This window comes from Collimonas sp., assembly GCF_035566375.1.
Taxonomy (GTDB): domain Bacteria; phylum Pseudomonadota; class Gammaproteobacteria; order Burkholderiales; family Burkholderiaceae_D; genus Collimonas.
Genome location: NZ_DATMRK010000046.1, coordinates 66220 through 83964 on the forward strand (window position 1 = coordinate 66220; position 17745 = coordinate 83964).

Genomic DNA, 17745 nt, shown 5'->3' on the forward strand with positions numbered 1-17745 from the left:
TTTAAAAAAATAAAACAGGGCGTGTTGGATCGAAAGGAAGCGAGAATTTATACGGAATCCACGAGCGCTGGCCAGCAATACCAATAGCAACGGCGATGCCGCTGCCTCGTCGGCAAGACACTTATCGATTCCTAGAAACTAGCGCGCAACCTGTTCTCTCTTTATCCGGACTATACCGTCGGCCCCGGGATCACACCGAGTCTGCTGACCTTGCTGCGGCTCATCTTGCCACCGACACTGCAACAAGCGCTCGCGGGCTATGCGCGTTGCACGCAATTACCGCCGGTGGGGAATCGCACCCCGCCCTGAGAACGTTTCGCTCGATTTCTTGAGCGAGCAGAGAATTTATCACAGAAGTTGCAGCGCTGCAGAAGCCCGGCCGCTTTCCCGAGAGCGCAACGTCAACCGGTTTTCTTGGCCAGCCCGAGATAGGTGGCTATCACTTTCGGATCATGCGCCAGTTGCTCCGCCGGCCCTTGCAACACCATGTCACCGGTTTCGAGCACATAGGCGTAATCGGCAGCCTGCAAGGCCGCACGGGCGTTTTGCTCGACCAGCAAGATCGCCACGCCGGTCTGCTTCAGGCGCACGATGATGTGGAAAATCTCTTTCACGATCAGCGGCGCCAGACCGAGACTAGGCTCGTCCAGCATCAGCAATTGCGGCTTCGCCATCAAGGCGCGTCCCAGCGCCAGCATTTGCCGCTCGCCACCGGACAGGCTGCCGGCCTGTTGTTTGCGGCGCTCCTGCAAGCGTGGGAACAAGTCGTACACTACCGCCATCTGGTCGGCGTAAGCGTGGTCGCCGGCTTTGTAGCGGCGATAACTGCCTAGCAGCAGATTGTCTTGCACCGTCATGCTGGCAAACAGCTCGCGCTTTTCCGGCACCAGGCACATGCCGCGCGCAACCCGCGTTTCGATCGCCACGCTGTCGATATTTTCACCCAGCAGACTGATCTTGCCGCGCATGCTGCCGTTGTTCGGCATGGCGCCGGCGATCGCATTCAGCATGGTCGATTTGCCGGCGCCATTAGGACCGATCACGGTCACGATCTGGCCGGCGCCGACTTGCAGACTGGCGCCATGCAAGGCCTCGACCTTGCCGTAAGCAACGTGCAGATCATCGACTGCAAGCACCGGGGCGGACACAGAGTTAGTCATCGATGCCTCCCAGATAAGCTTCCAGCACAGCAGGATCTTGTTGTATCTCGGCCGGCAAACCTTGCGCGATCTTGCTGCCGAATTCCATCACTACCAAATGATCCGTCAGGTTCATGACAAAATCCATATCGTGCTCCACCAGCAAAATGCTCATCCCCTCCGCCTTCAGCTTGCGCAGCAAATCAGCCAACGCCAGCTTTTCCTGATAACGCAAACCTGCTGCCGGTTCGTCCAGCAACAGCAAGGTCGGATCGCAACACAGCGCGCGGGCGATTTCCAGAATCCGCTGCTGGCCCAGCGCCAGGCTGCCGGCTTCTTCATATAGCAGATGCCCAAGGCCGACCCGTTCCAATTGTTTTTTTGCTTCAAACAACAAGGTCTGCTCTTCGCCGCGGTTAAGCCGCAACAGGCCGCGCGCGATACCGCTGACGTCGTTGCGGTGAGCGCGCAGATGCGCACCGATGGCGACGTTTTCAAGTACTGTCATGCTGCTCATCAGCCGCACATGCTGGAAGGTGCGGGCGATGCCGCGGGCAACGATCTGGCGCGACGGCAAACCGGATATCTGCTGCAACTCATTTTGCGCACGGAACTTGATCGAACCGCTGGTCAACGGCAAGACCCCGGTAACCAGATTGAACATGGTCGATTTGCCGGCGCCGTTAGGGCCGATCAAACCAACGATCTGGCCGGCGCTGACGCTGAAGCTCATGTCGTTGACCGCCACCAGGCCGCCGAATTCCTTGCGCGCGCGCTCGATCTCCAGCACCACTTCGGCATCCGCATGCCTGGCTCGAAGCGCTAACGACGCGGCAGATTGCGGCGCCAGTGCAGTTGGCTTGTTCGGTATCCATCGCCGCAAGAAAAGAGATAAATAAGGCCACAAACCATCGCGTGCGCGTTGCAACAGCAGTAGCATCAGAATGCCGAAGACGATGGTTTCGAAATTGCCATTTGCCCCCAGCAGTTTCGGCAACAGCGTTTGCAACTGGTCCTTCAGCAAGGTCAGCAAAGCCGATCCAAGAATCGCGCCCCACACATAACCGGCGCCGCCCACCACCGCCATGAACAGATACTCGATACCGGCGTTGAGACCGAACGGCGTCGGACTGACCGAACGTTGCAGATGCGCATACAACCAGCCGGAGACGCTGGCCAGCAACGCCGCCAGCACGAAGATCAGCACTTTGATCCAGGTGGTGTTGACGCCCATCGCCTCGGCCATCACTGCGCCGCCGTTGAGCGCGCGGATGGCGCGGCCGGAACGCGAGTTCAACAGATTCTGCAAACCGATCAGCGCCACCAGCAAAATCGCCCAGATCAGGTAAAACATCTTGCGGCCGCTATCGAGTTCAACCCCAAACAGGTTGACCGCTGGGATGCCGTTCAAGCCATCGTATTTGCCGAGGAATTCCAGATTGCCGAACAGGAAATACAGCGACAGCGCCCAGGCGATGGTGCCGAGCGGCAGATAGTGGCCGGACAAACGCATCGTAATCGCACCGATCGACAGCGCCGCCAGCGTTGTCACGCACAAGCCGGCTAGCAAGCCTAACCACGGCGACAGGCCGAATTGAGTGCTCAGATAAGCGGTGGCGTAAGCGCCGAGGCCGACAAACGCCGCCTGGCCGAAGGAAGTCAGGCCGCCCACGCCGGTCAACAGCACCAGGCCCAAGGCAACGATGGCGTACAGGCCGATGTAATTGGCCAGGGTGATCCAGAATTCCGGCGTCGGCAGGATCGGCAGCAAAACCAACACTGCGACGAAGCCAAGCAATGGCAGCTTGCTAAAGGAGAATTTAGGCATCACTGATCGCCCTCATCGATCTGCTTGCTGCTCAGCGAACGCCACAGCAGCACCGGGATGATCAGGGTAAACACGATCACTTCCTTGAACGCGCTGGCCCAGAACGAGGAATACGATTCCAGCAAACCCACCAGTAAAGCGCCGGCGGCGGCAATCGGATAACTGCCAAGGCCGCCGATAATAGCGCCGACAAAACCCTTCAAGCCGATCAGGAAACCGCTGTCGTAATACACAGTGGTCAACGGCGCGATCAGGATGCCGCACAAGGCGCCCAATGCAGCGGCCAGCGTGAACGCCGAACGCCCCGCTTGCGCGGTGCCGATACCGACCAGGCGCGCCCCAAGCCGGTTGACGGCGGTGGCGCGCAAAGCCTTGCCGGACAAGGTGCGTTCGAAATAAACGTAGAGCGCAACAATCAGCAGCAGTGAGACCACAATGATCACGCAGCTCTGGCCGGAAATAGTCAGGCCGCCGATGTCGAAGCGAGCGTCGGAAAACGGCGTGGTGCGCGAACCTTCGGCGCCGAACATCAGCAAGCCGATACCGATCAGGGCGTAGTGCACCGCCACCGATACGATCAGCAAGACCAGCGTGCTGGCTTCCGCCAGCGGCTGGAACGCCAGCCGGTAAATCATCGCCCCCATCGGCACCACGATCAGCAAGGTCAATAAAACCTGCAATGGCATCGCTAAGGCGGCATGGCCATACCAACGGGTGACCGCATAGATAGCCAGCGGCAACAGCACGAACTTCAGCAGCGCCAAACCGAGTCGCCGGGCGCGCAGGGTGTCACCGCTAGCGTTACGGCTGAAAACCACAGTCGCCGCTTCCTGGATAAAACTCAGAATGCCGAGCACTACCAGCAAGGTCGCCGACAAGGGAAATTTGTCGGCCTGGATCGCCGCCAGCGTCAGAGCGCCGAAAGCAACGAATTCACCCTGTGGGATAAAGATGACGCGGGTTACCGAAAATACCAGCACCAGCGCCAGCGCCAGCAGTGCATATACCGCACCGCTGGTGATGCCATCCTGAGCCAGGATGGCGGCTATTGAGAGATCCATGATTTTATTCTGCTGCGTTACTGCGCAGCGCCGATCAGTTTCCACTTGCCGTTAACGATTTCGACCATCACGCGCGAGCGCTGATCGAAGCCGACGTGATCGGTCGGGCTCATGTTCACGATGCCGTGCGATACCGGCAGATTCTTGATGGCTTCGATAGCGTCACGCAGCGCAGCGCGGAATTCCTTGCTGCCCGGCTGCCCCTTTTTCAGCGCTTGCGGTGCAGCGGCGCCTAGCAACATGCCGGCGTCCCAGGCGTGGCCGCCAAAGGTCGAAATACTGCCGGCACCATAGGCTTTCTCGTAGGCGGCGCGGTAAGCCATGGCCGATTTCTTGACCGGATTGCTGTCCGGCAGCTGCTCGGCCACCAGCAACGGGCCGGCCGGCAGGAAGGTGCCGTCGCAATCCTTGCCGCAGACGCGCAGGAAGTCATTGTTGGCGACGCCGTGGGTCTGATAAATCTTGCCTTTGTAGCCGCGCTCGTTCAGCGTTTTTTGCGGCAAGGCGGCAGGTGTGCCAGCGCCGGCAATCAGTACCGCATCAGGATTGGCGCTGACCATTTTCAGCACCTGCCCGGTGACCGAGGTATCGTTGCGGGCGAAGCGTTCGTTGGCGACAATCTTGATCTTGCGCAGCTCGGCCAGCTTGGAAAATTCGCGATACCAGCCCTCGCCATACGCATCCGAGAAACCGATAAAGGCAACGCTCTTGATGCCGGCGTCCGCCATGTGGGCGATGATCGCAGTTGCCATGTGCGAGTCATTCTGCGGGGTCTTGAAAATCCAGCGACGCTTGGCGTCTACCGGTTCGATCAGCGCGGCCGAAGCTGCCATCGAAATCATCGGCGTGCCGGATTCTGCGGCGACATCGCTCATCGCCAGCGAACCGGGAACAGCAGTCGAACCGATCAGCAAATCAACCTTTTCTTCACTGATCAGCTTGCGTGCATTCTTGACTGCGGTGGTACTGTCGGTGGCGTCGTCGAGCACGATGTATTGCACCTTCTGGCCGGCGATTTCCTTCGGCAACAGGACGAAAGTATTTTTTTCCGGGATGCCAAGCGAGGCTGCAGGCCCGGTGGCGGAGACACTCACGCCGACCTTGATCTGGGCGCTTGCGCTGCCGTAGGCACTAAGCAGCGCTACCGTCATTACTGCGGAAAGGGTAGTCCCCAACCATGTTTTTTTCATTAAATCTGCTCCATTTTGGTAAAAATATAGCTGCTACTAATGTGACTGGTACTACAGCAGCATCAATGCAATCTGTTGCGCCGCGTCATCGCCCGGCTTGTGCTGGAAACGGCTTTTGGCAAAACGCTGCCAGCGTCCCAGCACAAAGCTGGTCAGGATATTGGCGCGTAGCGCTACTTCCGCTTCATTCGACTCCCCTTGCGAGGCGGCGATCCGCAGCGCCTGTTTCAACGCCAGCTCGATGCGGTCGACGAATTGATTCATGCGTAGCTGCAGGCGTTCGTCTTCATTGACCAGCGCATCGCCGATCATGACCCGGGTCATGCCCGGATTGCGTTCGGCAAAATTGAGCAGCATGAGTGCAATCGCCTGCGCCTGATGCAAGCCTTTTTCCTGCTGTTCGGTAATCTGGTTGACCAGGCCGAAAACGCTGCTCTCGATGAAATCGATCAAGCCCTCGAACATCTGCGCCTTGCTGGCGAAGTGCCGATACAGGGCCGCTTCCGAGACCTCGATCCTGGCCGCCAGCGCGGCGGTGGTTATCTTTTCGCCCTTGGGCTGTTCCAGCATAGCGGCCAGGGTCTGAAGAATCTGGAGTTTGCGCTCGCCGGGTTTAGTAGTTGCCATGATTTTTATTTTAGTAATGATGGGGTAAAGAAAAACTGTGCTTGCTCCCTGTTCAAGCCGCAGCAGCGGCTTCAACACAAGCGATGCAGATTCTTGCTCAGCTGCCGCACCGATTTTACTTTGACATCGACGTATTTGGGGCGCTTTGTCACATTTGACTGGTCGGCCAGGTATTGCGTGACCCATACCGTACGCATGCCGACCCATTTGGCCGCCTTCAGTGTGGCTATCGTGTCTTCCACCAGGATGCAACGGCGCGCTGCAACACGTTCCCGCGCCAGCAGCTGGCGCAACAGGTGGCGCGACGGTTTTGGCCGCAATCGCCGATGGACGTGCATCGACTCGATCGAAATATGCTTGCCGAAATGACGCTGCAAGCGCAAGTGGCGCATGACGTCGCCGGAATAACGCAGCGGTGCATTGGTCAACAGGATCTTGCGCCCCGGCAGGCGCTTGAGCAGATTGATCAGGCCGCGTTCGGCCCGGATCATGCTTGGCAGATCGTCAAACCGATGCGCTTCACGCAAAAAATCCTCAGGCCGCACCTGATGATGTTTAACCAGGCCCAGCAAGGTTGCGCCGTAGCGCCGCCAATACTCCTCCCTGGCGGCATTGACGGTGGCGGCGTCGGCGTCGACGCCGCCGCTGCCCAGGGTGCGCGCCATGAAGGCGTTCATATTGTCATGAATCGCCGGGAAAATTGCGTGCGAGGCGTTGTGCAGGGTATTGTCCAGATCGAACAGCCAGAGCGCTGTAGTATTCGTTACCATTGTGCCGGAGTGTGCATTCGGTGCATTCGTTATCAAGGAGAAAGTGTGCTTCGTCAGATTATAGTGACATTGTGCTGGTTGCCGCTAAGCTTGCTGGCGCCGGCCGCCCCGGCCAACGCTGCGGACGCAGTGGCGGCCCCGGCCATAGTAGCCGGCCACGGCCGCCAGGGCGGCGCGCTGTTCAAGATACAGCGTTCCAACCACAGCGCTTATGTCTTCGGCACCATCCACGTCGGCCGTGCCGATTTTTATCCTTTCGATGACAAAGTCTTGCAAGCGCTGCAACATTCGTCGTCGGTAGCGCTGGAAATCGATCCCAGCAACACACAGGGATTGGCCGCCCTGATGAGCAAATACGGCGTCTATGCCGATGGCAAGTCGCTGGCGCAGGAACTGCCGTCGCCGCTGCAACAGCAGATCAATCCATTGCTGGAAAAGTACGGCCTGACGCCGGCCGCGGTGGCCAACATGAAACCGTGGCTGCTGGCGACCGTGCTTGGCGTCGGCGAATACACGCATCAGGGTTATCTGCCGCAGTATGGGGTCGATACCACCTTGGCCACCTTTGCGAAAAGCCACGGCAAGCCATTGATCGAACTGGAGACTGCCGAACAGCAGGTGTCCTTGCTGGGCAAACTGACGTCGGCCGAGCAGATCCAGTTCCTGCAAGACAGCATCGATGAAATACAAGACCCGGCCAAGGCGCAACGCTCAGTGCAGATGATCACGCTGTGGCGCAATGGCGATGTCGACGGCATGGCAGCCATGCTGGCAGAATTGACCAGCGATGACACTTTCACCGGAAAATTCGTGCAACGCGCCTTGCTGGATGAACGCAACCCGGGCCTGGCGGACGGCATCGCCAAATTGACGACCGCAACACCGCATGCTTTCGTCGGCATCGGCATGCTGCATCTGGTGGGGAAAAACAGCGTGCTGGCGATACTTCAGCAACGCGGTTACAAGGTCACCCGGATTTACTAGCCAACGTTTGCCGCACCGCCATGACGACCCCGGATCCAGCTACCTCGTTGAGTTATCACGCGCCCCATTGGCAGGGGCGGGAAAACTTCGTCTTGCTGGATAGCGAATTCGGCAGCGGCGAGCATTTTTTCGCCACCTGGCAAACTTGGCTTGAGGATCCGCAACGGTCCCGGCAATTGCATTATCTGGCGCCGCTGCCGCAACTTACAACGCTCCACGATTTGCAGCTAGTCTGCGCCAGATTCCCGGAATGGCAGATCTTGTGCGCCGAGCTGTGTTCAGCATGGCCGCCGGCGGTGCCGGGGTTTCATCGGATTTTTCTACAACATGAACAACTGATCCTGACGCTGATGATCGGCGATAGCGCCACTTGCCTGCGTCAGATCGTGGCAAAAGTGGATGCCTTCCGAATCCATGGGCACGGTTGGAAAGCGTGGCCTATGCAGGTGCTAAGCACCCTGGGCAGATTGGCTGCCGAGCATGCCAGTCTGGATATTTCAGTAGCGGAAGAAGTCGCACGCAAGCAGCTACAACAAGCCGGATTTGTATTTGAAAATGCGGCTGACGGCGAGCCCCAAACCAGCGCTTTGCGCGGCCGTTTTACGCCACGTTTTAAGCCACGTCCTGCAGCAACAACTGCCCATAGCGAGCGCCGCGCGATTGTCATCGGCGCCGGCCTGGCCGGCAGCGCAGCTTGCCAACGCCTGGTGCAGCGTGGCTGGAGCGTCGATCTGATTGAGAGCCAGACCACACCGGCGCAGCAGGCGTCCGGCAATCCTGCCGGCATTTTCATGCCAGTGCTATCGCGCGACGACAACCCCGGCTCGCGCCTCAGCCGTAGCGCCTATTTGTTCGCCCTGCAGGTCTGGCGCCAGTTAGGCGGCATCGGCAACACCTTTGACGGCGCTGCCTGCGGCGTCCTCCAGATCGCCCGCGATGCCGAGCATGCCGAGGGCCAGCAGCAATTGGCAAGGCACTGGCGCTATCCGGCCGACTATGCGCAGTGGCTGGATCAAGCCGTCGCAAGTGAGCGCGCCGGCAGCCCGGTCAGCGGCGGCGGCTGGTATTTTCCGGCCGCCGGCTGGGTGCGGCCGAGCAGCCTTTGCCAAGCCATGCTGGATAGTTGCGGCACTCACCTGCAAATCCATTTCGGACGGCGCGCCGCAAGCATCGAACGCCAGCAAGGCAAAGATAAGAATTGCTGGACCATACGCGACCAGCACGGCGCAGAGATAGCCAGTGCGCCGGTGGTGATTCTGGCGAATGCCTGCGACGCCCTGCGTTTTTCCCAGGCAGAAGATTTACCCTTAAGCGCCATCCGCGGCCAAGTCACCTATCTTGAGGCAAAGCAGGTTCCGGCCATCACGCCGGTACTCTGCGGCGAAGCCTACCTGACCCCTGCTTATGAGGGTGTCTGCAGCGTCGGTGCTTCCTACGACGAGGATCAACAGTCGGCGCTGCGCCAGGAAAGCCAGGACGCCAATCTGGCGCGCCTGGCCAACATCCTGCCGGGTTGGCGCGCGGGCCAACTACCGCTGGCGGGGCGCGTCGGTTTTCGCTGCGTGGCGATCGACCGTCTGCCGCTGGTCGGCGCCTTACCGGATAAAGACGGCGCATGCGCAGTGCGCGAAGCAAAATTGAAAGACCTGCCCCGTTTCCCCGGCCTCTACAGCCTGCTCGGTTATGCCTCACGCGGTTTGATATGGGCGCCGCTGGCGGCGGAATTGCTGGCGTCGCAGCTGAATGGAGAACCGTTGCCGATCGAGGCCGATCTGGCGGCGGCGCTCGATCCGGCGCGGTTTTTATTAAAACAGCAGCGACGCGGCGCGACACCGCAGCGATAAGCTGGCCAACAAAAAAGGCGCCCGAAGGCGCCTTGTACGGCTTAACGATCCCAGCGGTATGGCCGCATTTCCCAGTCGCCGCGCGGGCCTCTTTGCCAGCGTGGCGGCACATAATGGTAGCCCGGCCGAGCTCTGAGCCAGTAGCCCCTCACCCACACGTGGCGATAGCCGTTCCAGCGCCAATACCCCGGCGCCCAGACATAGCCGTAACGCGGCGGCGGCACTACTTCATAACGTGGCGGCGGCGGTTGCCCGATCTGGACCCCGACATAGGTTCCAGCCTGGGCCGAAGTCAACGGCGCCATCATCCCTGCGCCGAGCGCCAGCAAACTGACACATAAAATCGATTTGATCTTCATCGGACACCTCCTTTGTTCGTTTAAAAACCGCGGGCGACGATTAAAATATAGGCGACAAATACCCTATTACTTGTAATTTTGTGTTTCCAAAAGATACAGGCCGCGCAACGGTCTGATGGCTCACCAGGCAGCTATTGCGCCGCCCCTAAGGTAAAATGGCGGCCTGCCACACGGCATTGTCGTTTTATTAAAATAATTACAGGACGGTGCAGCCGCAACGCGGCCACCCACTATCCTCACCTGACTTCCCGGAATACCCATGTTGCGATTGAATGAAGTACAACTCCCCCTCGACCATCCTGAAGACGCCCTGCATGCTGCGATTCTGGGACGGCTGGGAATCGCCGCTGAGGAAATGCTCGGTTACACAATTTTCCGCCGCAGCTACGACGCCCGCAAAAAGACTGCTGTGATCCTGACTTACAGCGTGGACGTCGAGCTCAAGGACGAGGACGCGGTCCTCAAGCGCATGAAGGGCGATCGCAGCGTGCTGCCGACACCCGACACCAATTACCGTTTCGTAGCGCAAGCGCCAACTCAGATGAAATCACGGCCGGTGGTAATCGGCACCGGGCCATGCGGCTTGTTTGCCGGCTTGATCCTGGCGCAGATGGGTTTCAATCCGATCATCCTGGAACGCGGCAAGGCAGTGCGCGAGCGTACCAAGGACACCTGGGGACTGTGGCGCAAACGCGAGTTGCAGCCGGAATCGAATGTGCAGTTCGGCGAAGGCGGCGCCGGCACGTTTTCCGATGGCAAACTGTGGACTCAGATCAAGGATCCCAAACACTACGGCCGCAAGGTGCTGACCGAATTCGTCAAGGCCGATGCGCCAGACGAGATCATGTACGTCAGCAAACCGCATATCGGTACTTTCCGGCTGGTCAAGATGGTGGAGCAGATGCGCGCCAGCATCGAGGCGCTGGGCGGCGAATTCCGCTTCCAGCAAAAGGTCGAGGATATCGACATCAAGATGGAAAACGGCCAGGGCCAGGTGCGTGCGGTAGTGCTCGCCAGCGGTGAGACCATCGTTACCGACCATGTGGTGCTGGCCATCGGCCATAGCGCTCGCGATACATTCCAGATGCTGTACGACCGCGGCGTGTATATCGAAGCCAAGCCATTCTCCATCGGCTTCCGCATCGAACATCCGCAATCCTTGATCGACCGCTGCCGCTTTGGCCCCGCCGCCGGTAATCCGATACTGGGCGCCGCCGATTACAAGCTGGTGCATCACTGCGAATCCAGTCAAGCTCTCGGCCGTGCGGTTTACAGTTTCTGCATGTGCCCGGGCGGCACTGTAGTCGCGGCCACCTCGGAACCCGGGCGAGTGGTAACCAACGGCATGAGCCAGTATTCGCGCAACGAACGCAACGCCAACAGCGGCATCGTGGTCGGCATCACGCCGGACGACTATCCCGGCCACCCGCTGGCCGGGATAGACTTCCAGCGCAAGTGGGAATCGCGCGCCTTCGAACTGGGCGGCGGCACCTATGATGCGCCGGGCCAGCTGGTGGGCGATTTCATCGCCGGCCGGCCGTCGACCGCGCTCGGTTCCGTGATTCCTTCCTACAAACCCGGCGTCCATCTGGGCGATCTCAGCACAGCCTTGCCAGACTACGCAATTGCCGCTATCCGCGAAGCCTTGCCGGTATTCGACAAACAGATCCGCGGTTTCGCCATGGCCGACGCCGTGCTGACCGGGGTCGAAACCCGCACTTCATCGCCGGTACGCATCAAGCGCCACGACGACAGTCTGCAAAGTTTGAATACGACTGGTTTGTTTCCGGCCGGAGAAGGCGCCGGTTATGCGGGCGGCATCATGTCGGCGGCGATTGACGGCATCCGCGTGGCCGAGGCGGTTGCCTTGAGCATGCTGAACAAAAATTAAATCTGCTGGCGTATGGTATGGGCCGCTGGCTTAACGTCTTTCTGCGGCCTTGTACACGGCGTTGCGCTCGCGCTTGCCCACCGCGACGACCAGCACGATCAACTCCCGGTCGCGTACTTCGTAGACCAGGCGGTAGCCAGCCTGGCGCAGCTTGATTTTGTAGCGACTTCCGGAGCCAGATAGTTGGGCTGACGGGATATGCGGACTCAGCAATCGTTCTGCTAATTTCCTTTTGAACTGTTCGCGGATGCCCTGATCCAGCTTACCCCACTCCTTCAATGCTTCTTCTAGGAAAGCTAGTTCAAAGCTCATCCAGCTTGACCTTGATAATAGCTTGCCCTTGGCGCGCGTCTGCAAGCGCGTTCAGTTCCATGTCTTCGAGCTTGTTCATCAAGGCTTCATAAGCCTTTGCAGGAACGCAATAAAAAGCCGGCTGGTTGCGGTTTAATATCGCCACGGGAAATCCTTCGCCTGCAGCAACGGTGCCCATAGGGTCTTTTTTTAACTCGGAAACGCTGGCGGTCGTTTCGGCAAGAATCAGGTGTGCCATAGAAATGCCTTTAAAAGCATTGTTAATAGCACCAATAATAGCATCTTTCATAGCACTCCTATAAATACCATCCGCCTTGGGGCAGGAAAGTATTTGCTTCGTGAAAGATTGCAGTATGGCTTAGCTTTTGCCTGCTGCTTACATGTGTACCTATAAGTCTTGGCTGAATTTTTGTTTCTTGTTTAATAGCTTAAACAGACTTGGCCAGATGCGGCATCCGGCCTCTATTGTTTATTGCTGGATCGAGTGCTCTGTTTGACATACGCGGCATCGGTCAGCGTTCGCAGAAACGCCACCAGATCATCAACATCGCTATCGCTGAGCGCCGGCGTGCTTCCTTCGCGCCGGTTGTACGGCACCGAATTGATATTGACGTTTTCCCGATAAGCTGGCGGCAGGTCATCGAACTTGATCCCGGTCTTGTACCAGTCGCCCGGTTTGGTCGCGCGTGTCGCATAAAACGCGACGGCGTCGCGCAGCGCGCCAAATACGCCGTTATGCATATAACTTTCACGTACGGCGACATTGCGCAAGCTCGGCGTTTTGAAATAACCGCACCATTGGCTGCTGTCGGGCCATTGCAACTCGGCTGCGGTTTTGCATAAACCTAGATCGTAGTATTTAGGATTGCGATTTTCCGCGATCCGGCGGTTGCGCGGCATCGCCGCCGCATCGTAACCAAAATCGGTAAACATCGAGCGCGCCGGATTGCTGGAGCTGTCGTTGAATTTATGACAGGATGCGCAGTTACCTTTGTCCGGATCTTTAAACAGGCGCAAACCGCGCATTTCCGCCACATCCAATTTAATCCTGCCGCGGATATAGTCGTCGTACCTGGAGCTGAACGGCGTCATTTCATCACTACGCAAAAATGCCTCCAGCGCACGGCTGGCGGCCTGAGTCGCTAGTGCCGGCCGCTGAAAGATGGCCGCACCAAACTGCGTGCGCATCTCCAGCCCATACGCTTGCTGCAGTTTGCGCGCCAGCTGGCTGGGATTGCGGTTGTTCATTTCCTGGGGATTAAACAAAGGCCCCTGAACTTGCTCGGCCAAAGTATTGGCGCGGCCGTCCCAAAAGAAACCGCCGAACGGAATCGGCGCTAGCGCATCGTCGTCCTGGTAAAAAAAACGTGGTGGCGTATAACGCAGATACAAGACTGACGGTGTATTGCGGGTACCCAGACTGGCCGGGCGGCTGCCGAGCGCGACACCGATGCGTGATCCATGATTGCCGGAGAAAGCCTGCGCCGGGGCGTGGCAGCTGGCGCAACTGGTACCGCGCGGCTCCGACAAGCGGGTATCGGAAAACAATTGGCGGCCTAGCGCCACTAATGCCGGAGCATCGGCCGGCGCTGCCGCCGGCGCCGGCATTTCCGGATACAACGGCGTGTTGAGCGGCGCTGCATTCAGTTTGAACGGCAAGCAGCAAGCTAGCAGTAGCGCCGGCCAAAAACGCTGCATCAATTTGGCGCCAGATAACCGGTCTTGTCGCAACTGATGTTATTCCCATTTTGCTGACAAGTGGTGAGTAGCTGCCCCTTACGCGTATAGGCTTTGTATGCCCATGTGCCATTGCTCTGACGATCCATCACCATGAAACCGAAGCTGCTGGTATGCGCAATCTTGTCGACGATGACACCGGGAGCCGGACTGATGCTGGATGGGAACGGATCGGCAAAATTCACATCCAGATTATCGCCACCGTTGCCGGAGACAAAAGTGGCCGGATGGTTGGATGAAAAATTGATGGCCTGGAAATCATGCACATGGCCGTGAATCGCCGTCTTCACACCGGCCGGATAAAAGGCTGTCGGATTGACGCTTTGCATCACCGATTGCAGCGCCTGATTGCCCGGCGCCGGCGCTGCGCCGGCCAATGGCGCGAAACCGAGGATCGGATGATGATTGGTGAAAATGCTGTTGACGCCGGCTTGCGCCGCCAAGCGGTTGACTGTCTGGAATTGTGCCTGATATTTGACGAATTGCGGATCGCTGATCGGCAACGCAGCCCTGCCCGCTTTCGACGAGTCGAACACAATCACTTGCGTATCGGCGCCGACTGCGACCGCATACGGATCGGAAAAATTACCCAAACCATCATTGGCCGGATCGTCGCAAGAGCGCTTGGCGTCGAACGGTTGCGTATCCAGAAAGCGGAACCAGCCCTGGCCGGCGCGCGCGCATTCTTCGTGATTGCCGCGCACCATGATCCACGGCGCGGCAGCCATCAGCGGTGCAGCGGGCTGGAACAAATCGGCTTGCCAGGCGTCCCAGCCGTAACCCCAGGGGCTGCCTTTGCAACCGCCGATATCTGCCGGGCAGGCATTTTCGCGATAGTGATAATCGCCTATGTGCAATACCAGATCCGGCTGCATGGCGGCAGCGGTGCTGGCGATCTCGGGAAACGGCCAGGCGTCGCCATCGGCGCAGGCTTGCCAGGCGTTATCGGCCTTCTTCAAGCGGCAACCGGTATCGGCCAGCACCACTACGCGCTGCGGCGCTTTCTTGGGCAGAGGTAAAGAACGGGAGCCGACCGAGATACTGCTGCTATTGGCAGGCACCTTGTATTCACAGGCGGTGACCGGGAAGGCGGAAGGCTTGGAGTCGGCGGCTGCGCTGGCGGTCGGGCGCTGCGCTGCGGTTGCCGCTGCAGCGCGCAAAGTCATCGCATTATAGTCAGCGCCGTCGAGGACTTGCGGACAACTGGCGTCGCTGGTGATAACCCTGACGGTGGCCTGGTTGTTGCTGCCGACGACCACCCAGGCCGCCTTCACGCCGGCGTCGACACTGCGGTTGCTGTCGCTGCCGCCGCAGGCAGCGACAAGCAGGCTCATGCCCAACGCTGATGCCAGCGTGAGCGCCGGTGAAACTGTGTTGTGCCGCAGTTGCTTTGTCGCGTCCATGTAGCTCGCTCAGGTCTGAGGTAATGATATTGAGTAGTCGAAATTATAAGAAATAAATATGACCTGCTTGTTACATCGGCTTGATACATCAGTTTGTTACAGCGGACGGATAAAAAAAATACGCCGTGAGCGTATTTTTTGAGAGCACATCGTGTCGCGGTTTCCCCTAGGGCGTGTTGACCTATGATCAGCTATTTGCCGGCGTCCCGCGTTGCCTGCAGCAAGCACTTCGATAACTTGTCGAAGTGCAGCCACGCCGCCTGGCTCAATTCCACCTGCTTGCGGCGCGTATCGTCGGTATCTGTCAGCACGATCCAGCCCTTTTCCCGCATCGACTTCAGCCGCGCATGCAACATGGCCGGTGATCCGAGTTCGCTTTGCGCCATCATGTCGCGTACCGACAGCCGCTCCTTGGCTTGCCCGGCGCGCGCAACAAAGGCCAGGATGCGATCTTCCAAAGGGTCCAGCGATGGCAGCGACGGCAAGCCGCGCAGCGCATTTGCCAGTTGCAAAAACCGCACATAGATATCTGCAGGTCGGTTATTTTTTTCCATAGCTCTATTTTTAACACGTAGGTAGGCGGCTGCCGGAAATGCTCTGCTAATGCTGTGAAATTCATATCGATCATACCCGTCATTTCACAGCCATCGCAAGTATCTTCCGGCGCTGGCGCGGATACTTCGGTAATATATGCGCGCCATGTCCATTCCCTCGTCCAGCGCCGCGAAACTGCGCCTCAACCTGTTAACCGTGACCATCACGGTGGTGGTCTACATGCTGGTGTACATGACCAACGACTGGTTATTCAAGCACATCGAATTCACCCAGGGGATTGCCTGGATCTACCTGCCGGCCGGGATACGGCTTATCTGCACTTTGCTGTTTGCCGAGGCGGGCGTGCTCGGCATCCTGTTCGCTTCACTGCTAACTTCCAGCATCTACGCCATCTTTCCCGGCGATCCGGTCACCACCATCGGCTACAGCATTATCTCGGCGCTGGCGCCCTATCTCGCCTATAGATTCACCTTGCAGGAAATGCGCTTGCAACGCTCGCTCAGCAATCTGACCACGACCCGCTTGCTGGCTTGCATCTTGTTATACGGCCTCGCCAATCCGCTGCTGCAGCTGATGTGGTTTGTGCTGCGCGGCGTCTCCTATCATTTCTGGTCGGGCCTGATCGTGATGTCCATCGGCGATCTGACCGGCTCTCTGATCGTGGTCTATGCGATCAAGATGCTGCTGTCTTTTGTGCGGCTGCCGCCACATCAATAGCTAAGTTAACGATTGTAATACTGCCGAAATAATTCCTCGCTATTCTGCCGACAGTTATAGAAATTATAGCGGTTAGCGACTTCACGCTATCACCGCGCTTCTTACATCGGGGTAGTGCAATGCGCAGCTGGGACGAACCAAAAAAGCGGAAAGCCCGCGTCGAAATTATTCCCATGATCGACGTGATGATGTTTCTACTGGTGTTTTTTGTGCTGATCAGTCTCAACGTGATTCCGGCACTCGGCATGAAAACACATTTGCCGACTGCCAGCAGCTCGCAGGATCTGAAACCGCAAAACAAAGCTGTCATCAGCATCGGTCTTAACGATGCGCTGCAAGTCGACGGCGTCGACACCAAGATCGGCGAGCTGGCGACACGCTTGAATCAAGCTAAAAAGAAAGACGAAAAACTCAACGTCATCGTCAACAGCGATCGCGGGGTTGAGGTGCAACGGCTGGTGGAAGTGATGGACAACTTGAAGCAGAACGGCTTCGAATCGATCTCCATTGCTACCCGCAAACCGTGATGCAAGCAATCATGACCATGCCGTTTTTCTACAGGTTTCGCGATGCGCTGGCAACGCTGCCGGCTATCGTCATACTCGCGATCCTGATCTTTGCCGGGATCCAGAAAGCGGTAAAGATCCAGCCGCATACAGATGATTCCCTGGTGCAGATCGCGTTGACGGAACCGGAGCCGCCAGTGGCCGCACCCACGCCGCCGACTCCGACGCCGCCGCAGGTGGTTAAGCCGCTGCCAGTACCGGCGGTGCAGCCGATCCAGAACCGGCAGCCAACTCCGGCAACACCGCAACCGACCGTGAGCGCCACACCGGTCAGCAACAGTCCGAGTGCCGAAGTAGCCGCACCGCCGGCAGCGCCCAAAGCCGTCGCCGCGCCTGCCCCCATAGCGCCACCGGCTCCGGAACCCGCGCCGCCGGTAACCAAGCCGAACAACGCCGGCGTCGAAGCCGGTTACATCGCCAAGCTGCGGGCGCATCTGAATAGCATCAAGCGTTATCCGACCGGGCGCGAAGCCAGTCAGCAGCGGCCGCAAGGCAAGGTCAAGGTTTGGTTTGTGCTGAATCGCGACGGCACTCTGGTAGAGCAAGGCATCGACGAATCGTCGAACTCCATGCTGCTCGACGAAGCCGCCCGCAAGACCATCAACCGCGCCACTTTTTCTGCTTTTCCCGAATCCAGCTGGGTCGGAGAAGCGAGCCATCGATTCAGCGCCGAGCTGGAATTCATCCCGGGAGCGGGGTAGAGCAACAGCGAACAGAAGTTAGCAGCAGCTTGAATACTTAGTTTGAACACCTAGCAAAAAT

18 protein-coding genes and 1 riboswitch are annotated in these 17745 nt (G+C 58.4%); of the genes, 6 read left to right on the plus strand and 12 right to left on the minus strand.

The features are described from left to right. Window positions 1–148: 148 nt before the first annotated feature. Window positions 149–317: riboswitch (FMN riboswitch) on the minus strand. Window positions 318–401: 84 nt separating this feature from the next. The 6 genes from VNZ60_RS14340 to VNZ60_RS14365 all read right to left on the minus strand — a co-directional run bounded on the left by VNZ60_RS14340 (window position 402) and on the right by VNZ60_RS14365 (window position 6615). Continuing rightward, window positions 402–1160, minus strand: coding sequence for an ABC transporter ATP-binding protein (locus tag VNZ60_RS14340; RefSeq protein WP_325660228.1), 759 nt, complete (start codon window positions 1158–1160; stop codon window positions 402–404). Then, window positions 1153–2967 carry a branched-chain amino acid ABC transporter ATP-binding protein/permease gene (locus tag VNZ60_RS14345; RefSeq protein WP_325660230.1) on the minus strand — a complete coding sequence of 605 codons (1815 nt, stop codon included), beginning with the start codon at window positions 2965–2967 and terminating at the stop codon, window positions 1153–1155. The genes VNZ60_RS14340 and VNZ60_RS14345 overlap by 8 nt, the downstream gene beginning before the upstream one ends. Then, on the minus strand, window positions 2967–4028 hold the full coding sequence (locus VNZ60_RS14350) for a branched-chain amino acid ABC transporter permease (RefSeq protein ID WP_325660232.1): 1062 nt from the start codon (window positions 4026–4028) through the stop codon (window positions 2967–2969). Before VNZ60_RS14350 ends, VNZ60_RS14345 begins: the two co-directional genes overlap by 1 nt. 17 nt (window positions 4029–4045) lie before the next feature. Then, on the minus strand, window positions 4046–5179 hold the full coding sequence (locus tag VNZ60_RS14355) for an ABC transporter substrate-binding protein (protein WP_325660399.1): 1134 nt from the start codon (window positions 5177–5179) through the stop codon (window positions 4046–4048). Window positions 5180–5269: 90 nt separating this feature from the next. After that, on the minus strand, window positions 5270–5845 hold the full coding sequence (gene slmA / locus VNZ60_RS14360; protein ID WP_325660234.1) for a nucleoid occlusion factor SlmA: 576 nt from the start codon (window positions 5843–5845) through the stop codon (window positions 5270–5272). Between the two features lie 71 nt (window positions 5846–5916). Then, a complete protein-coding gene (locus VNZ60_RS14365) occupies window positions 5917–6615 on the minus strand; it encodes an HAD-IA family hydrolase (RefSeq protein ID WP_325660236.1) in 699 nt (232 codons plus the stop codon). Between the two features lie 45 nt (window positions 6616–6660). Here VNZ60_RS14365 and VNZ60_RS14370 point away from each other — a divergent pair, with 45 nt between their 5' ends. Both VNZ60_RS14370 and mnmC1 read left to right on the plus strand, forming a co-directional pair. Continuing rightward, a complete protein-coding gene (locus VNZ60_RS14370) occupies window positions 6661–7599 on the plus strand; it encodes a TraB/GumN family protein (protein ID WP_325660238.1) in 939 nt (312 codons plus the stop codon). A 20-nt stretch (window positions 7600–7619) separates the two neighbouring features. After that, window positions 7620–9443: an FAD-dependent 5-carboxymethylaminomethyl-2-thiouridine(34) oxidoreductase MnmC1 gene (gene mnmC1, locus VNZ60_RS14375; protein WP_325660240.1), complete on the plus strand. Its 1824-nt coding sequence runs from the start codon at window positions 7620–7622 to the stop codon at window positions 9441–9443. 41 nt (window positions 9444–9484) lie between these two features. Here mnmC1 and VNZ60_RS14380 read toward each other — a convergent pair whose 3' ends face one another. Next, window positions 9485–9802 carry a YXWGXW repeat-containing protein gene (locus VNZ60_RS14380; protein WP_325660242.1) on the minus strand — a complete coding sequence of 106 codons (318 nt, stop codon included), beginning with the start codon at window positions 9800–9802 and terminating at the stop codon, window positions 9485–9487. Between the two features lie 259 nt (window positions 9803–10061). On the opposite strand from VNZ60_RS14380, the gene VNZ60_RS14385 reads away from it, so the two are divergent. Continuing rightward, entirely contained in the window at window positions 10062–11693 is a 1632-nt protein-coding gene (locus VNZ60_RS14385) for an NAD(P)/FAD-dependent oxidoreductase (protein ID WP_325660243.1), read from the plus strand. A gap of 30 nt (window positions 11694–11723) precedes the next feature. Here the strand turns inward: VNZ60_RS14385 and VNZ60_RS14390 are convergent, their stop codons facing one another. The 5 genes from VNZ60_RS14390 to VNZ60_RS14410 form a co-directional block, all read right to left on the minus strand. Beyond that, window positions 11724–12005, minus strand: a complete 282-nt coding sequence (locus tag VNZ60_RS14390; RefSeq protein ID WP_325660244.1) for a type II toxin-antitoxin system RelE family toxin — start codon at window positions 12003–12005, stop codon at window positions 11724–11726. After that, window positions 11995–12243 (minus strand): type II toxin-antitoxin system Phd/YefM family antitoxin, encoded by a 249-nt coding sequence (locus VNZ60_RS14395; RefSeq protein ID WP_325660401.1) that lies wholly within the window; start codon window positions 12241–12243, stop codon window positions 11995–11997. The genes VNZ60_RS14390 and VNZ60_RS14395 overlap by 11 nt, the downstream gene beginning before the upstream one ends. A gap of 224 nt (window positions 12244–12467) precedes the next feature. Next, the gene (locus VNZ60_RS14400; RefSeq protein ID WP_325660245.1) at window positions 12468–13703 is read right to left on the minus strand and encodes a cytochrome-c peroxidase; all 1236 of its coding nucleotides are present in this window, start codon (window positions 13701–13703) and stop codon (window positions 12468–12470) included. Beyond that, window positions 13703–15145: a metallophosphoesterase family protein gene (locus VNZ60_RS14405; protein WP_325660247.1), complete on the minus strand. Its 1443-nt coding sequence runs from the start codon at window positions 15143–15145 to the stop codon at window positions 13703–13705. Before VNZ60_RS14405 ends, VNZ60_RS14400 begins: the two co-directional genes overlap by 1 nt. Window positions 15146–15336: 191 nt before the next feature. Next, window positions 15337–15699, minus strand: coding sequence for a winged helix-turn-helix domain-containing protein (locus VNZ60_RS14410; RefSeq protein WP_325660248.1), 363 nt, complete (start codon window positions 15697–15699; stop codon window positions 15337–15339). Between the two features lie 145 nt (window positions 15700–15844). Between VNZ60_RS14410 and VNZ60_RS14415 the strand changes: the two genes are divergently transcribed. The 3 genes from VNZ60_RS14415 (at window position 15845) to VNZ60_RS14425 (ending at window position 17684) form a co-directional block, all read left to right on the plus strand. Continuing rightward, window positions 15845–16417, plus strand: a complete 573-nt coding sequence (locus VNZ60_RS14415) for a hypothetical protein (protein ID WP_325660249.1) — start codon at window positions 15845–15847, stop codon at window positions 16415–16417. Window positions 16418–16536: 119 nt separating this feature from the next. Next, a complete protein-coding gene (locus VNZ60_RS14420; RefSeq protein ID WP_325660251.1) occupies window positions 16537–16944 on the plus strand; it encodes an ExbD/TolR family protein in 408 nt (135 codons plus the stop codon). Further along, window positions 16944–17684: a TonB family protein gene (locus VNZ60_RS14425; RefSeq protein ID WP_325660252.1), complete on the plus strand. Its 741-nt coding sequence runs from the start codon at window positions 16944–16946 to the stop codon at window positions 17682–17684. The genes VNZ60_RS14420 and VNZ60_RS14425 overlap by 1 nt, the downstream gene beginning before the upstream one ends. Window positions 17685–17745 lie beyond the last annotated feature (61 nt).

Coding starts and splice junctions, on each gene's coding strand:
- VNZ60_RS14340 (WP_325660228.1), bottom strand. CDS start 1,160: ATGACTAACTCTGTGTCCGCCCCGGTGCTTGCAGTCGATGATCTGCAC.
- VNZ60_RS14345 (WP_325660230.1), bottom strand. CDS start 2,967: ATGCCTAAATTCTCCTTTAGCAAGCTGCCATTGCTTGGCTTCGTCGCA.
- VNZ60_RS14350 (WP_325660232.1), bottom strand. CDS start 4,028: ATGGATCTCTCAATAGCCGCCATCCTGGCTCAGGATGGCATCACCAGC.
- VNZ60_RS14355 (WP_325660399.1), bottom strand. CDS start 5,179: ATGACGGTAGCGCTGCTTAGTGCCTACGGCAGCGCAAGCGCCCAGATC.
- slmA (WP_325660234.1), bottom strand. CDS start 5,845: ATGGCAACTACTAAACCCGGCGAGCGCAAACTCCAGATTCTTCAGACC.
- VNZ60_RS14365 (WP_325660236.1), bottom strand. CDS start 6,615: ATGGTAACGAATACTACAGCGCTCTGGCTGTTCGATCTGGACAATACC.
- mnmC1 (WP_325660240.1), top strand. CDS start 7,620: ATGACGACCCCGGATCCAGCTACCTCGTTGAGTTATCACGCGCCCCAT.
- VNZ60_RS14380 (WP_325660242.1), bottom strand. CDS start 9,802: ATGAAGATCAAATCGATTTTATGTGTCAGTTTGCTGGCGCTCGGCGCA.
- VNZ60_RS14385 (WP_325660243.1), top strand. CDS start 10,062: ATGTTGCGATTGAATGAAGTACAACTCCCCCTCGACCATCCTGAAGAC.
- VNZ60_RS14390 (WP_325660244.1), bottom strand. CDS start 12,005: ATGAGCTTTGAACTAGCTTTCCTAGAAGAAGCATTGAAGGAGTGGGGT.
- VNZ60_RS14395 (WP_325660401.1), bottom strand. CDS start 12,243: ATGGCACACCTGATTCTTGCCGAAACGACCGCCAGCGTTTCCGAGTTA.
- VNZ60_RS14400 (WP_325660245.1), bottom strand. CDS start 13,703: ATGCAGCGTTTTTGGCCGGCGCTACTGCTAGCTTGCTGCTTGCCGTTC.
- VNZ60_RS14405 (WP_325660247.1), bottom strand. CDS start 15,145: ATGGACGCGACAAAGCAACTGCGGCACAACACAGTTTCACCGGCGCTC.
- VNZ60_RS14410 (WP_325660248.1), bottom strand. CDS start 15,699: ATGGAAAAAAATAACCGACCTGCAGATATCTATGTGCGGTTTTTGCAA.
- VNZ60_RS14415 (WP_325660249.1), top strand. CDS start 15,845: ATGTCCATTCCCTCGTCCAGCGCCGCGAAACTGCGCCTCAACCTGTTA.
- VNZ60_RS14420 (WP_325660251.1), top strand. CDS start 16,537: ATGCGCAGCTGGGACGAACCAAAAAAGCGGAAAGCCCGCGTCGAAATT.
- VNZ60_RS14425 (WP_325660252.1), top strand. CDS start 16,944: ATGCAAGCAATCATGACCATGCCGTTTTTCTACAGGTTTCGCGATGCG.